The sequence below is a fragment of the Streptomyces sp. NPDC028910 genome (assembly GCF_055564955.1).
The window spans coordinates 38,817-51,871 of sequence record NZ_JBVHVF010000016.1 but is presented as its reverse complement, the minus strand read 5'-3'; the positions used below and the strand labels follow the sequence as shown (position 1 = coordinate 51,871).

General features: G+C 70.0%; 11 protein-coding genes. 3 read left to right on the top strand and 8 right to left on the bottom strand.

Annotation, left to right across the window (positions count from 1 at the left end):
- Positions 1 to 14 precede the first annotated feature (14 nt).
- From ACZ4TV_RS20195 to ACZ4TV_RS20175, 5 genes are all read right to left on the bottom strand, one after another.
- A complete protein-coding gene (locus tag ACZ4TV_RS20195) occupies positions 15 to 1,079 on the bottom strand; it encodes a gluconolaconase (RefSeq protein ID WP_468136051.1) in 1,065 nt (354 codons plus the stop codon).
- A gap of 366 nt (positions 1,080 to 1,445) precedes the next feature.
- A complete protein-coding gene (locus ACZ4TV_RS20190; protein ID WP_468136050.1) occupies positions 1,446 to 4,469 on the bottom strand; it encodes an alpha-mannosidase in 3,024 nt (1,007 codons plus the stop codon).
- Between the two features lie 51 nt (positions 4,470 to 4,520).
- The gene (locus tag ACZ4TV_RS20185) at positions 4,521 to 5,447 is read right to left on the bottom strand and encodes a carbohydrate ABC transporter permease (protein WP_468136049.1); all 927 of its coding nucleotides are present in this window, start codon (positions 5,445 to 5,447) and stop codon (positions 4,521 to 4,523) included.
- The gene (locus ACZ4TV_RS20180) at positions 5,444 to 6,337 is read right to left on the bottom strand and encodes a carbohydrate ABC transporter permease (RefSeq protein WP_468136145.1); all 894 of its coding nucleotides are present in this window, start codon (positions 6,335 to 6,337) and stop codon (positions 5,444 to 5,446) included. Before ACZ4TV_RS20180 ends, ACZ4TV_RS20185 begins: the two co-directional genes overlap by 4 nt.
- Positions 6,338 to 6,429: 92 nt before the next feature.
- Positions 6,430 to 7,764, bottom strand: a complete 1,335-nt coding sequence (locus tag ACZ4TV_RS20175) for an ABC transporter substrate-binding protein (protein WP_468136048.1) — start codon at positions 7,762 to 7,764, stop codon at positions 6,430 to 6,432.
- A gap of 400 nt (positions 7,765 to 8,164) precedes the next feature.
- Here ACZ4TV_RS20175 and ACZ4TV_RS20170 point away from each other — a divergent pair, with 400 nt between their 5' ends.
- Positions 8,165 to 8,383, top strand: a complete 219-nt coding sequence (locus ACZ4TV_RS20170; protein WP_468136047.1) for a VOC family protein — start codon at positions 8,165 to 8,167, stop codon at positions 8,381 to 8,383.
- A 55-nt stretch (positions 8,384 to 8,438) separates the two neighbouring features.
- Complete coding sequence (gene argG / locus ACZ4TV_RS20165; RefSeq protein ID WP_468136046.1) at positions 8,439 to 9,884, top strand: argininosuccinate synthase; 1,446 nt, start codon at positions 8,439 to 8,441, stop codon at positions 9,882 to 9,884.
- 83 nt (positions 9,885 to 9,967) lie between these two features.
- Here the strand turns inward: argG and ACZ4TV_RS20160 are convergent, their stop codons facing one another.
- Positions 9,968 to 10,540, bottom strand: a complete 573-nt coding sequence (locus tag ACZ4TV_RS20160) for a GNAT family N-acetyltransferase (protein WP_468136045.1) — start codon at positions 10,538 to 10,540, stop codon at positions 9,968 to 9,970.
- Positions 10,541 to 10,771: 231 nt separating this feature from the next.
- Between ACZ4TV_RS20160 and ACZ4TV_RS20155 the strand changes: the two genes are divergently transcribed.
- Entirely contained in the window at positions 10,772 to 11,239 is a 468-nt protein-coding gene (locus tag ACZ4TV_RS20155) for a universal stress protein (protein ID WP_468136044.1), read from the top strand.
- Between the two features lie 33 nt (positions 11,240 to 11,272).
- On the opposite strand, the gene ACZ4TV_RS20150 is transcribed toward ACZ4TV_RS20155, so the two are convergent.
- Both ACZ4TV_RS20150 and ACZ4TV_RS20145 read right to left on the bottom strand, forming a co-directional pair.
- Complete coding sequence (locus ACZ4TV_RS20150) at positions 11,273 to 12,214, bottom strand: serine/threonine dehydratase (RefSeq protein WP_468136043.1); 942 nt, start codon at positions 12,212 to 12,214, stop codon at positions 11,273 to 11,275.
- Between the two features lie 14 nt (positions 12,215 to 12,228).
- Entirely contained in the window at positions 12,229 to 12,888 is a 660-nt protein-coding gene (locus ACZ4TV_RS20145; protein WP_468136042.1) for a TetR/AcrR family transcriptional regulator, read from the bottom strand.
- Positions 12,889 to 13,055 lie beyond the last annotated feature (167 nt).

The following is a 13,055-nucleotide window of genomic DNA, read 5'->3' as shown; positions in this document are numbered from 1 at the left end:
TTCCTCCCGGCCCCTTAGAGGGGCTGCTTCTGGTTCTGGTAGTCGAGCACTTCCGGTTGGAAAACCCGGTGTTCTCCGGTACGGACAGCGACGATCTCGGCCGTCCCCTTCTGCAGGAACCGCTTTCCTTCGTCGGCCAGGTCGAAGCGACTGGCGTCGAGGGCGGACTCGCCGAGTTTCCACGCGATGACCCTGGAGTGTTTCGGGCCGGGGGCCTTCGACGGAGTCTCCGTCACCTCCACCGGCTCGGGATAGTGCAAGGCGACCCAGCCGCCGAACGTGACCGGGAATTCGTAGTCGAACTGGCGGATCTGGCGACGCGTCGTGGCCATCACGTCCGCCCGGCTCATGACTTCGAAGCTGACCGCCGACTGGTGCTTCCATTCGGTGGTCAGGGAACCACTGACGGATCCGGTGATCCCGAGCAGGAGCTCTCCCCACAATTCCCCGGTGCCGGTGACGGAACTAGTGGCGGTGGTGTTGCTCGTCGCCTCCGTCTGGGACTCCGTGTTGACGCCCTGGTTGTCCTTGCTGTTGAGGAGGGTGGTCTTCTGGTACTGCTTCATCTCCATGCTCTTCGCGAGCTGCTGCTGGAGCGATGCGATGGACTTCGCCCCGAAGGTGAGCTTCACCTCCCCTTGGAGCGACCAGCTGATCGTGTTCGAAATCGAGAATTCGACCGTGTCCGTCACAGTGATTTTGATCGGGTCGGTGCCGTTGATGTACGTCTGCTTGGAGATCATGTCGGGAGGAGGCTGCTGGATGTCGCTCCGCTCCTCGACGACCGGTACGCCGACATTCATAAAGGCGCGCCAGCCGCGCTCGTGCGCGGTCGCCTCTTCCTCGGGAAAGACGCCGTAGCGCACCTTGTTGAGGGAGAACCCGATCGGGTCGATCTGCTTTCCCCCTCCCTGGGGGGTCCGCTTGAATTTGTTCCGCAGTTGGTTCCGCTGGAGGATTCCGGCGGCCCTTGCGGCGATTTCGAGTTCCTCTTGGTTTCGCGTGGTCAATGGGTGGCGCATGAATACGTCGTTGATGTAGGCCGTGCCTACGTCGTTCTTCATACTGCTGGTGCCCATGCTGTTCATCCCTCCCTGCGTCGCTGATCACTGACGCTACGCATCCGGCGGCGGATGAACACCGGGCTGAACTCGCCACTGGGCGACAATCGGACAAACGCCGCTGACCAGGCACTTGATCACACTCTGGCCAGCGCGTTCGCGCGTCCGTCCACTGTCCTCGGCGAACCATTTCCTTGATCTCCGGGGCCAAGATCCACAAGTGCGATGCCGTGACCGCCGGTAACGGCGGGGCACCGCGAGGTGTCCGGAACTACGTTCCGTGGCCGCCCAGGCACCGCCGGCCCCACATCTTCCGGCTCGATCTCACCTCGGCCGAATGTTCGGCTCCGCCGGGGCGCCTTGACGACAGACCCTTGGGGCCGATCAGGCGCGGCGGAGGCGGACCGTGACGATCTGGAACGGGCGCAGGGTGAGCGCGATCGTCCCGCCGGCCGCCGGAGCGCCTACGGCGGCGCCCTCCAGGGGGCGTTCGAGCAGATCGCTCTCCACCGCCGCCGTGACCGGGAAGCCCGCCGTGAGCGTGGCCGTGGCGCGGCCGCCCCGGGACTCGTAGAGGCGGACGATCACATCGCCACCGCGGTCCTCGGCGAGCTTGACCGCCTCGACGACGACCGCGTCGTTGTCGACCGCCAGGAGCGGGGCGACCGGGCCCGCGCCGGTCAGGGTGCGCTCGGGCAGGTTCAGCGCGTGGCCCTCGCGGACCGCGTCCCCGATGCCCGCGCCGGGTGCGAGCGAGTACCGCAGGGTGTGGGCGCCCTGGTCGGTCTCCGGGTCGGGGTAGCGCGGGGCCCGCAGCAGGGAGAGCCGGACGGTGGTGGTCTGGCCGCCGTCGGCCCGTACGTCGCGGGTCACGTCATGCCCGTACGTGGAGTCGTTGAGCAGCGCGATCCCCCAGCCTGGCTCTTCCGCGTGAATCCAGCGGTGGGCGCAGATCTCGAACTTGGCCGCCTCCCAGGAGGTGTTGGTGTGGGTGGCCCGGTGGACGTGCCCGAACTGGGTCTCCGAGGCCGTCCGTTCCGCCTTCACGTCCAGCGGAAACGCGGCCTTGAGGAACTTCTCCGTCTCGTGCCAGTCCACGTCCGTGACGAGGTCGACCGTCCTGGCGCCGGCCCGCAGGGTGACGTGCTGGACCGCCTTCGACTGCCCGAAGGAACGGGTCACGCGTACGGTCGCCGCCCCCGGGCCGCTCTCGACGACCTCCAGCCCGTCCAGCTCCACCAGGTCCGTGACCTTGTTGCGGTAGAACTCGTCGATGTCCCACGCGTCCCACATGTTCGGGAAGTCGGGGTGGATCTGGAGCAGGTTCGCCGCGGTCCCCGGGGCGAGCGACTCGCGGCGCGCCTCCAGGTCGTAGACGGACACGATCAGCCCTCGGCCGTCGACCTCCACCAGCAGCCGGCCGTTGGCCACGACGTGTCCGCCGCCGTGCCGCTCCTCCACCGTGACCGGCTCCCCGGCCCCCGCCGGGCGGCCCGCTCCGCCGGCCGGGATGCCGCGCCGGGCGTGCGGGGCGCAGTTGAAGACCAGCTCCTCGGCGCCCTCCCCCGCCAGGGCCCGCTGCGCGGCGAGGGTGATCCCCTGGAGCTCCTCGCGTACCGCTCGGTACGTCTCGCGCGCCTCGCGGTGCACCCAGGCGATGGAGGAGCCCGGCAGGATGTCGTGGAACTGGTGCAGGAGCACCGTCTTCCAGATCCGCTCCAGGTCCTCGTACGGGTACGCGTACCCCGGCACCCGCACGGCGGCGGTGGCCGCCCACAACTCCGCTTCGCGCAGCAGCGATTCGCTGCGCCGGTTGCCCTGCTTCGTCTTGGCCTGGGAGGTGTAGGTGCCGCGGTGCAGTTCCAGGTAGAGCTCGCCGGCCCACACGGGAGCGTCCTCGTACTCGGCGTGGGCCTTCTCGAAGAAGGCGTCGGGCCGCTCGATCCGGACCTTCGGTGAGCCTTCCAGGTCCCGCTGCCGCCGGGCGCGGGCGAGGTGTTCGCGGGTGGGTCCGCCGCCGCCGTCACCCCAGCCGAAGGGGGTCAGCGAGCGTGAAGCCCGGCCCTTCTCACGGTAGTTGCGGGCGGCGTGCGCCATCTGGGCCCCGCCGAGGTCGGAGTTGTAGGTGTCGACGGGCGGGAAGTGCGTGAAGACGCGGGTGCCGTCGATGCCCTCCCACCAGAAGGTGTGGTGGGGGAACGTGTTGACCTGGGACCAGGAGATCTTCTGGGTCAGGAACCACCGGGAGCCGGAGAGCTTGACGATCTGCGGCAGCGCGGCGGTGTAGCCGAAGGAGTCGGGCAGCCAGACGTTGTGGGTCTCGATGCCGAACTCGTCGAGGAAGAACTTCTTGCCGTAGAGGAACTGGCGGGCCATGGCCTCGCCGCCGACCATGTTGGTGTCGGACTCCACCCACATGCCGCCGACCGGCACGAACTGCCCGTCCGCGATCTTCTTCTTGACCCGCTCGAAGAGCTCGGGCCGGTGGATCTTGATCCAGTCGAGCTGCTGCGCCTGCGACATCGCGAAGATGAACTCGGGGTGTTCGTCCATCAGGTTGACCATGTTGGACGCGGTGCGCGAGACCTTGCGCACCGTCTCGCGCAGCGGCCACAGCCACGCGGAGTCGATGTGGGCGTGGCCGACCGCGCTGATCCGGTGCGCGGAGGCGTTGGCCGGGGCGGCGAGCACCCGGGTCAGGCACGCGCGGGCGTCGGCCGCCGTGCCGGGCACGTCGCCGAGGTCGAGCGCGTCCAGCGCCGCGCCGATGGCGCGCAGGATCTCGTACCGGCGGGCGTCCTCGCCGTCGAGCTGCGTCATCAGGTCGTAGAGGACCTCCAGGTCCTGGACCAGCTCCCAGACCTCGGTCTCGAAGACGGTGAGGTCCATCCGGGCGAGCCGGTACAGGGGCTGGTCACCGCTGGTCTGCCGGTCCCCCTCGTACGTGACCGCGTGCTCGGCCAGGACCGGGTTGGAGGCGGCCTCGACGTACCACTCGACGCGCTCGCCGCCCTCGGCGCGGTCGGCCACGCGCACCCAGTCGTTGTACGGGTTGAGCGCCTTGATCTCGCCGCCGTCGGCGCGGTGGACCAGGCCCTCGCACTGGAAGCCGGGCATCATCCGGTCGAAGCCGAGGTCGAGGACGGCTTCCACCGTACGGCCGGCCCACTCGGCGGGGACCGTGCCGGTGACCTTGAACCAGGTGGTGCCCCAGGCCGGCCCCCACGGGTCGCCGATCGCGCAGGGCTCGTAGGCGGCCGCCAGGCCTTCGGCGACGGGGACGGGCTCGCCCGGGGCCTCCCAGCGCTCGACGGTCAGCGGGATCGGGTGGGAGTGGACGGCGGGCTTGACGCGCTCCTTGAGAACCCGGCGGAGGCGGTGTTCGGTGATGCTGCGGTCGTCGTGCATGACGGCTGCTCCAGGGAGGGGTGGTCGGTACGGGCGGCGGACGGGGGCGGCTCAGGTCTTGACGGCTCCCTCGCCCACGCCCTGGAAGAAGAAACGCTGGAGGGCGAAGAAGAGGAGCATCATCGGGATGAGCGCGGCCATCGCGCCGGCGGCGATGAGTCGCTGGTCGTTGACGGTCGTGGCGCCGGCCAGGGTCTTCAGGCCGAGTTGCAGGGTGTAGTTGTCGCTGTTGGTGAGGACCAGCAGGGGCCAGAGGAAGTCGTCCCAGGCACCCATGAAGCTGGTGATGCAGACGACGGCCAGGGCGCCCTTGGCGGCGGGGAGGAAGACCCGCGTGAAGCGGGTCCACTCGCCCGCCCCGTCGAGGACGGCCGCCTCCTCGACCTCCTTGGGCACGGCGAGGAAGGCCGCCCGCATGATCATGATGTTGAGGACGGAGACCGCGCCGGGGAGCCAGACACCGATGAGGGTGTCGACCAGGCCCATCTCGCGGACCGTGAGGAACATCGAGATCATGACGGACTCGAAAGGGAACATCAGGGTGGCCACCAGCACGGTGAAGACGACCTGGCGACCCTTCCAGGCGGCCCGGGAGAGGGCGTATCCGCCCATCGCCGCGAAGAGCATGTTCGAGGTGATCGCGAGGACCGCGACGATGAGGGTGTTGCCGACGTAGTGGAGCAGCGGGAAGGACTCCGCGACCCGGACGTAGTTGTCGAGCGTGGGCTGCGAGGGCAGCATGCCGTCGTACACGTTCTCGGTACGGCCGCGGATCGAGGTCAGGAACTGCCAGACGATCGGGCCGAGCATGACCACGAGCATCAGGAGCAGCGTGGCGTACCGACCGGCGAGACCGGTCCGGCGGCGCCTGCGGGCGGCATCGGCGCGCCGGGTGGTGACGCCGTCGCGGTCCCGGGTGGACACGGTGGACTCGGTGGACTCGGTGGACTCGGTGGACTCGGTGGACTCGGTGCTCACCTCTCGTCCCCCTTCGACAGACGGCGGCCCAGCAGGCTGAAGACCAGCGTCAGCAGGAACAACAGGATGGAGATGGCGGAGGCGTAGCCGGTCTCGCCGGAGAAGCCGAGGCCGACCTGCCGGATCAGGAAGGGCAGGGTGCGGGCGCCGCCGCCGGAGCCGCCGCTCTCGCCGCCGAGGATGTAGATCTCGGTGAAGACGCGCAGCGCCGAGATGGCCGAGAGGGTGCCGACCAGCAGCATCATCGGCTTCACCTGGGGGATGGTGATGCTGAAGAAGCGGCGGACGGGGCCGGCGCCGTCGATCGCGGCCGCCTCGTAGAGGGAGGTGGAGACGTTCCCGAGGGCCGCCAGGTAGAAGACCATGTAGTAGCCGAGGCCCTTCCACACGGTCACGATCATCGCGGAGACCAGCAGCATCGTGCTGTCCGTCAGGAACGGGATCGGCTCGGAGACGAGGTTCAGCCTCTGGAAGACGGTGTTGACGAGGCCGTCGCTGCGCAGCACCCACTGCCAGATCAACCCCACGACCACGGCGGAGGCGATCACCGGGGTGTAGAAGGCGGACCGGAAGAGTCCGATGCCGGGGATCCTGGTCTGGACGAGGACCGCGAGGGCCAGCGGCAGCAGGACCAGGCACGGTACGACGACCACGAGGTACAGCACGCTGTTGACCGTCGCGACCCAGAAGTCGGGGTCGGCGAAGGCGCGCCGGTAGTTGTCGAGGCCCACGAAGGTGCCGCCGCGCAGGATCTGGGCATCGGTGAGGGAGAGGATGACGGTGTTGACGAACGGCCAGAGGCTGAACAGCGTCACCATCACCAGGCCGGGGGCGAGGAAGAGGTAGGGGGTCCACCACCTGCGGTGGACCAGTCCCGTGTCGGCTTCCATGGCCCGTCGCGCCGCTCTGCGGCGCCGCCGCTGCCCCGTGGCGACGTCCACCGCCTCCGTGGCGTCCACCGCCTCCGTGGCGCCGCCGCCGGTCACTTCTCGGCCGCGTGGGCGAGGAGCTTGTTCGCCGCTTCCTCGGCCTTCTTCACCGCCGTCCGGGCGTCCTGCTCACCCTTGATGGCCTTCTGCACCTCACGTACGACGGCGTCTCCGACCTGATTGGTCCACTGGACGGGGGTGTTGGCGTCGAGCGCGGCGGTCTTCAACTGGTCGGCGCCGACCGCGCGGGCGAGGGTCTCCGCGTCCTTGCCGTCGCCCTTGTCCGAGAAGAACGGGTCGGCGAGGCCTCGGGCGTTGGAGGGGTAGATGGTGGCCTTCCTGGAGAACTCCACCTGGTTGGGGCCGTTGGTGACCCACTTCGCGAACTCGGCGGCCGCGTCGAGGTGCTTGGTGTCCTTCTTGATGCCGAGCGACTGGGCGTAAATGCCGATGTGGCCCAGCTTGCCGGTGACGGCTCCCGCGACCTGGGTCTTCGCGTAGACCTGCGGGGCGTTCTGCTTGATGTCCTTGACGAAGCCGGGGGAGCCGGGGCCGAAGACGATCTTGCCGCCGCCGTAGAGCTGATTGATGTCGGCGGACGTGAGGAGGGATTCCCTGGGCATGGCGCCCTTGGCGTACAGGTCCTTCATCCGCTCCACCCACGCGACGGCCTGGTCGGTGTCGAAGGTGAACCGGTCCTGCTTCTCGCTGAGGATCGGGACGCCCATCTTCTGCCAGTCCCCGGGCAGCCGCCCCTTGGGGTCGGCCATGAAGGCGGAGTACTGGCCACCGGACGTGGCGGCGATCTGCTCGGCGTAGTCGAAGAACTGCTCGACGCTGGTCGGCGGCTGGGCCGGGTCCAGGCCGGCCTTCTCGAACAGCTCTCTGTTGTAGGTGAGGATCTCCGGGGTCACGTACCAGGGATACGCGTACACGCTGTCGCCCTTGCCGGGCAGTTTGAACTGCTCCCAGGCGCCCGGGACGTACTCCTTGGCCACTCCCCCGTCGAGCTTGGCGACGTCGGCGAGCATGCCGCGGTCGCCGAGGAGCTGGAAGGAGTCGGTGGAGAGGTTGACCACGTCCGGGAGGGCTCCGGCCTGGGCGTCCGCGACGAGCTTCTCGTTGTAGCCGTCGCCGGGCACGTCCTCCCACTTGACTTTGACCTCGGGGTACTCCTTCTCGAAGGCGTCGATGACTCCCTGCACGTAGGCCGTGAAGGTGGGCTTCAACTGGAGGGTCCGGAAGCTGATCTCACCGGCCACCCTGCCCGTCCTCTCCGCGTCCTTCGCGTCACCGGCGCCCCCGCTCAGTCCGCACGCGGCGGTGGACAGGAGGGCGCCGGCCACCAGCGTGGCCAGAGCACCACGGGTCGGGATCGAACGGGTCATCGTCGCCGCCTTCGCAGAAGTCCGGCCTCTTTGCCGGAGGCGGTGCCCACCGTTGTCCCAAAGCAAGAACTCGTCAATGAGGCAGGGGGCGCGCTGGCTGGCGGTGCATAGGTGCCGAATGGCGCCGCAGGGCCAGGAGCACCCATGGGGCACTGATCTCCGCCAGCCTGATCTGCACTAATGCGCTTTAGTCCAAAGGCAATTGAGCATGGTATCGATTCGATAACGAAGCTGGCTGCCCGTCAAGGTTGACTTCTTATCGACGGTTCGGGGAGGCCCGCACTAATGCGCTTTACCCGCAGGGGGTGAAAGCGTGGGATGGGGGGTCAGGGCTTCGACGGTCCGCTCGGTGTACTGGTCCGCGATCGGACGCAGCGCGGGGCGACGCAGGGCGGCGGTGATGAGGTCGTCTGGCCGCTTCGGCGACCGCGCGGTGGGTCAGGCCCTCGACGATGCCCGGGCCGCCGAGGAGCGCCTGCTGGAACTGGGCGCCACCCGACCGGACCACCAGCCGGGCGGGGTCCACTGGACCGTCGTGCTCGACCCCTCCGGCCAGCCCTTCTGCATCAGCTCCACCCGTGAGGCCCTTTCCGAGACGGCCGGGTCGCGGCCTTCCTGAACCCTGGACCTGGACCCGCGTTGCATGACCATGCGGAATTATGCATACTCTTCCTATGTCTAAGGTCCTCACCTCCCTGCCCGCCGGCGAGCGCGTCGGCATCGCCTTCTCGGGCGGCCTCGACACCTCGGTCGCGGTCGCGTGGATGCGCGACAAGGGCGCCGTCCCGTGTACCTACACGGCCGACATCGGCCAGTACGACGAGCCCGACATCGGCTCGGTGCCCGGTCGCGCGAAGGCCTACGGTGCCGAGATCGCGCGCCTGGTCGACTGCCGTGCGGCGCTGGTCGAGGAAGGTCTGGCCGCCCTCGCGTGCGGGGCGTTCCACATCCGCTCGGGCGGGCGTGCCTACTTCAACACCACGCCGCTCGGCCGCGCCGTCACGGGCACCCTCCTGGTCCGGGCGATGCTCGAGGACGACGTACAGATCTGGGGTGACGGCTCGACCTTCAAGGGCAACGACATCGAGCGGTTCTACCGGTACGGCCTGCTCGCCAACCCGCACCTGCGGATCTACAAGCCCTGGCTGGACGCGGACTTCGTGACCGAGCTCGGCGGCCGCAAGGAAATGTCTGAGTGGCTGCTCGCCCACGACCTGCCCTACCGCGACAGCACGGAGAAGGCGTACTCCACCGACGCCAACATCTGGGGCGCCACCCACGAGGCCAAGACCCTGGAGCACCTGGACACCGGCGTGGAGACCGTCGAGCCGATCATGGGCGTGCGGTTCTGGGACCCCACGGTCGAGATCGCCACCGAGGACGTGACGATCGGCTTCGACCAGGGCCGCCCGGTGACGATCAACGGCAAGGAGTTCACCTCCCCCGTCGACCTGGTCATGGAGGCGAACGCCATCGGCGGCCGGCACGGCATGGGCATGTCGGACCAGATCGAGAACCGGATCATCGAGGCCAAGAGCCGCGGCATCTACGAGGCGCCCGGCATGGCCCTGCTGCACGCGGCGTACGAGCGCCTGGTGAACGCGATCCACAACGAGGACACCCTCGCCCAGTACCACAACGAGGGACGGCGCCTCGGCCGGCTGATGTACGAGGGCCGCTGGCTGGACCCGCAGGCGCTGATGGTGCGCGAGTCGTTGCAGCGGTGGGTCGGCGCGGCCGTCACCGGCGAGGTGACGCTGCGGCTGCGGCGCGGTGAGGACTACTCGCTCCTCGACACCACGGGCCCGGCGTTCAGCTACCACCCGGACAAGCTGTCCATGGAGCGCACCGAGGACTCGGCGTTCGGCCCGGTGGACCGGATCGGCCAGCTCACCATGCGCAACCTCGACATCGCCGACTCGCGCGCCAAGCTGGAGCAGTACGCCGGGCTCGGCCTGATCGGCACCGGCCACCCCGCGATCGGCGCCGCCCAGGCGGCCGCGACCGGGCTGATCGGCACCCTGCAGGAGGGCGGCGCCGAGGCCATCGCCTCCCGCGGCGAGGTCGCCGGTGACGACGAGATGCTGGACCGCGCCGCGATGGAGTTCGGCACGGACTGACCGGCCCCACCGAGCGGAAGCTTCGGCACCCGGAAGGGCCGGCCCGGCGCCAAGAGCGCCGGGCCGGCCCTTTCCCGCGTCTGTCAGCGCAGGTCGAGCCGCATCAGGACCCGGGGATGACCGGCCAGCACCGAGGTGGTGTCGGCGGCGTGGACGAAGCCGGCGCGTTCGAAGTTCTTCCGGAGCCCGGCGTACGCCATCGTCATGTCGACCCTGGCGTCACCGTTGTCGAGGGGGTAGGCCTCGATCGCCGGTGCGCCGTGGGCGCGGGCGAATTCGACGGCGCCGGCGATGAGGGCGTGGGAGATCCCCTTCTTCCGGTGGCCGGGGCGTACGCGGATGCACCACAGCGACCAGACCGGGAGGTCGTCGACGTGCGGGATCTTCCGGCTGCGCGCGAAGGAGGTGTCCGCGCGCGGCGCCACGGCGGCCCAGCCGACCGGCTCGTCGCCGTCGTAGGCGATCACCCCCGGAGGGGGATCCGCCCGGCACAGCTCGGCGACGTACTCACCTCGGGCCGGCCCGCGCAGCTCGTTGTTGAGCTTGGACGGGATCCGGTAGCTCAGGCACCAGCAGACATTGGCTTCCGGCGACTTGGGGCCCAGCAGGGTACGGACGTCCCCGAAGACGGAAGCCGGGCGAACCTCGATGGTCATGGCACCACAGTGGCACGGCGCACGGGCCGAGGCAGCTGCGCCCCCATGACGGGCATGACGGAGCATTCTTCCCGGCCCCACGATGAGGCGCGCCTCCGGTCCAACGCCGGGCCCGATCACCGGTTACGAGAGTCGTCGGCCGTCGCGACGATCGTCGCTCCAGGTCGGACTGCCCGCTCCGGGTATATATGGACGAGATCGACTATTCGGGCGGAAACGAGAGGAACCCTCGTGAGTGAGCACACCATCGAGCCGCTGATCGTCGTCGGCGTGGACGGTTCGAACCATTCCAAGGAGGCTCTGCGCTGGGCGGTCGCGCAGGCCGGGATGATCAGCGGCCGGGTGCACGCCGTCATGGCCTGGGAGTGGAACCGCGATCCGTTCGCTGTCGGCGCGGCCGCCGCCCGGCTCTCCGACGAGGAGGCGGCGACGGCCGAGGAGGCGGCCCGGCGGAAGCTGGCGGACACCGTCGCCGCGGCGGTCGGCACCTCGCCCGGGGTGCCGGTGTTCCGTCGCGTCGAGCGGGGGTCCCCGGCGCAGGTCCTGGTCGACGCCTCGAAGGAGGCGGACCTGACGGTGGTCGGCACGCGGGGGTACGGCGGTTTCAAGGGCGCACTGCTGGGATCGGTGAGTCAGCAGGTCGTGCAGTACGCCACCAGCACGGTCGTGGTCGTCCGCGAGGGCGAGGACGAAGACTGAGAGCCGGCGGCCGGCTCCGGCGGCCGGCAGGGCTCAGGCCCCGGGCGTCACCAGGTCCCGGGGGTCCGTGTTGGCCCCGCAGAGGATGACGGCGACCCGCGCACCCAGCGGCTCCGGCGCACCACGCAACGCCGCCAGGGCGGTGGCCGCACCCGCCTCGACCACGATCCGGTGCTCCTCCCACAGGGCTCGCCGGGCGGCCGTGATCGCCGAGTCGGGCACGAGGACCGACCGTACGTTCTTCTCCTGCGCGGCGACGAGCGCGTCCGCCGAGACCCGGGTGGCCCCCAGGGAGTCGGCGGCCACGGACTCCACGGCCACGTCCACGACCCGGCCCGCCTCCAGGGCCGCGTTCAGGGCCCGGCAGTTCTCCGGCTCGGCCGCGATCACCTGTACGCCGTGCTCGCGCGCGGCGGTGGCGACCCCGGCGAACAGTCCGCCGCCGCCGACCGCGACGACCACGGTGTCCAGTGCGGGCAGGGCGGCCCGGATCTCGTCGAGCAGCGTCCCGGCGCCCGCCGCGATGAGCGGGTGGTCGTAGGCATGGCTGCTGAGGGCCCCGCTCTCGGCGGCGAACTCCTCGCAGGCGGCCAGCGCTTCGGCGTACCGGTCGCCGACGAGCCGTACCTCGGCCCCGTATCCGCGCAAGCGCTCCACCTTCACGCGCGGGGCGTTGGCGGGCAGGAACACCGTCGCGGGAACGGACAGCGCGCGGGCCGCCCAGGCGCAGGCGAGCCCGGCGTTGCCCCCGGAGGCGATGGTGACGCCCGCGGCCGGGAGGGCGCCGGCCTCGTGGTGGGCGGCGAGGAAGTTGCGGGCGCCGCGCGCCTTGAAGCTGCCGGTGTGCTGGAGGTGTTCCAGCGCGTACCAGACGCCCTCGGCGGCGGGCGCCACCGTGACGGGGCGTATCCCGCCGGCGATCCGGGCGGCGGCGGCGCGCACGGCGGCGTAGTCGAGCTGCTGTGCCGGTTCCATGGTCGGTCTCCCCATCAGGTGGTGGGCCGGGCGGGCGGGGCAGGCCGGGCGGCCTCGATCAGCTGGCGCAGGGCGCCGTAGTACACCTCGTGGTCCGTCAGGGCGGGCAGTACGTCGGGCAGTGCGCCGCAGAGCACGGGGAACCGCTCAGGATCCAGCGCGGCCAGGGCCGCCCTGGAGGCGGCGGTGGCCCCGGCCGGATCCCGGTGGTCGACGAAGGCCGCGCTGCCCAGGGTCAGCAGGTACATGCGGCGGTAGACGGTCATGGCCTCGGCGGGGGTCATTCCCGCGGCCACGCTGTCCGCGAGGGCGGGCTCGACGAGCCGGGCGAGCAACTGCCGCCCGAGCCAGGGCCGGCCGCCACGCAGCACCAGCAGGCCCGGGTGGGCGGTGAGCAGCCGGTACAGCGCACGGAACCGCTCCTCGGTGGCCCGCGCCCAGTCCGTGCCGGCGGGAATCTCCGGGAGCTGCGCGGCCAGGTGCTCGGTGCAGAGGTCGAGGAGCCCGGCGAGGTCGGCGCATCGGCGCTGCACGGTGGCATGGGAGACGTCGAGCCGGTCGGCGAGGGTGCGGAAGCTCAGGCGTGCCGGCCCCTCCTCGTCGAGGATCCGCAGGGCGGCGACGGCGATGGCCTCGGGGGTCGCGCGGTCCAGGGCGGCTGAGCTTCTCGGCATGAGATACACCGTAACATACAGCGTCACATACGCCACCTCGGAGGCCATTGCACACCGTGCACCGACTCGTTCGTGTGACATCGATTGCAGCCATATTGCTGGTCATTGGCCGACAGTCAGCGACTTATGTTGACAGTCGGTAGTCACATCGCTGCACTGGGCGCACG

Coding starts and splice junctions, on each gene's coding strand:
- ACZ4TV_RS20170 (WP_468136047.1), top strand. CDS start 8,165: ATGAGGTCGTCTGGCCGCTTCGGCGACCGCGCGGTGGGTCAGGCCCTC.
- ACZ4TV_RS20195 (WP_468136051.1), bottom strand. CDS start 1,079: ATGGGCACCAGCAGTATGAAGAACGACGTAGGCACGGCCTACATCAAC.
- ACZ4TV_RS20160 (WP_468136045.1), bottom strand. CDS start 10,540: ATGACCATCGAGGTTCGCCCGGCTTCCGTCTTCGGGGACGTCCGTACC.
- ACZ4TV_RS20180 (WP_468136145.1), bottom strand. CDS start 6,337: ATGGAAGCCGACACGGGACTGGTCCACCGCAGGTGGTGGACCCCCTAC.
- ACZ4TV_RS20145 (WP_468136042.1), bottom strand. CDS start 12,888: ATGCCGAGAAGCTCAGCCGCCCTGGACCGCGCGACCCCCGAGGCCATC.
- ACZ4TV_RS20175 (WP_468136048.1), bottom strand. CDS start 7,764: ATGACCCGTTCGATCCCGACCCGTGGTGCTCTGGCCACGCTGGTGGCC.
- ACZ4TV_RS20150 (WP_468136043.1), bottom strand. CDS start 12,214: ATGGAACCGGCACAGCAGCTCGACTACGCCGCCGTGCGCGCCGCCGCC.
- argG (WP_468136046.1), top strand. CDS start 8,439: ATGTCTAAGGTCCTCACCTCCCTGCCCGCCGGCGAGCGCGTCGGCATC.
- ACZ4TV_RS20190 (WP_468136050.1), bottom strand. CDS start 4,469: ATGCACGACGACCGCAGCATCACCGAACACCGCCTCCGCCGGGTTCTC.